The organism is Endozoicomonas sp. SESOKO2 (assembly GCF_024606245.1).
GTDB lineage: Bacteria > Pseudomonadota > Gammaproteobacteria > Pseudomonadales > Endozoicomonadaceae > Endozoicomonas_A.
Genome location: NZ_JAHHPQ010000255.1, coordinates 1 through 1,014, shown reverse-complemented (window position 1 = coordinate 1,014; position 1,014 = coordinate 1). Strand labels below are relative to the sequence as shown.

The following is a 1,014-nucleotide window of genomic DNA, read 5'->3' as shown; positions in this document are numbered from 1 at the left end:
CGACCGGGTGGTCGGCATTCAGGTATTGGTTGAAATTACTATTGTCCAGCTGAACAGTACTGGCCCAACTGTTCCAGTTTGGAAAAAACACGACAAGTGACAATAAAAGTACAGACGACTTTGTGAAGATAGTCGGGCTTTGCCGATACTGATCTTTCATCGGGCTGTTATTCATTGAGTGAGTACCATGAAAAACAATGATGAGAACTATCCGTATTTGTGACCCGTATATATAGACTATGAGGGGGCGTCATGCATTAACATGCGGGTAACCTGGAAAAACTTACGTTTGAGCAGGGGGGGGGGCAGCAGGGGCCAACTTTTTCTGGATAAGCTATTGGCCCGATACCCCTTTGAGGCAATGATAATGTTTATGGCGATTGCCCTTGAGGGATGCACCTGTTTGTTGGTTATTTAAGTTCATCTAAGGGTAGTTATTCAGTGGTTTCCATTTTTGATCCGGGTGGTTGTCTTTTGAACCACTTAATGGCTACGAGAACTGCAAACGTTGCAACCATCACAGAGCCCACTGCGAAAGGCCCAATTCCCCAATCAGGGAGAACCGCAGACGATCCGGCAGACGATGAAGTGCCAAGGGATTTTGGATAGTTAAAGTTTTCAAAATCCAAAGCGATTTCTTGCATCTGTAGCTGCCGACTATCCTCCTCAATATCTGTATTTTCAGAGGCCAGATAGACTTTGTTACCCACAAAAACCGGACGCATAGACTTTGCCGCCGCAGGTTTAATGGTGGTGTCGAAACGATGGACATTGACCTGATCTTTATAAGTAAATACGGACAGTTGTCCATCGCTGTTGTAAATAATGGCGTGCAAATAATCTTCCGTTGCCATCAGCCTGACGGTCGCAAATGAACCCGGTGCGAGGGAAGGAAAATCAACCCTGTCGTCAATCATATAAGCACTGTCCATCTTTCCATTGTCCGTGGCGAACCGGCAAATAGAAAGTGTTTCTTCCCCAGGGCTGAATACGGCAACGAAGGCCTGATCTTCT

Annotated in this window: 1 protein-coding gene; it reads right to left on the bottom strand. The window is 46.1% G+C overall.

Annotation, left to right across the window (positions count from 1 at the left end; genetic code table 11):
* Positions 1-434: 434 nt before the first annotated feature.
* Positions 435-1,014, bottom strand: a 580-nt coding sequence (locus KDK17_RS06070) for a hypothetical protein (RefSeq protein ID WP_257287597.1), incomplete at its 5' end; no start/stop codon positions are given.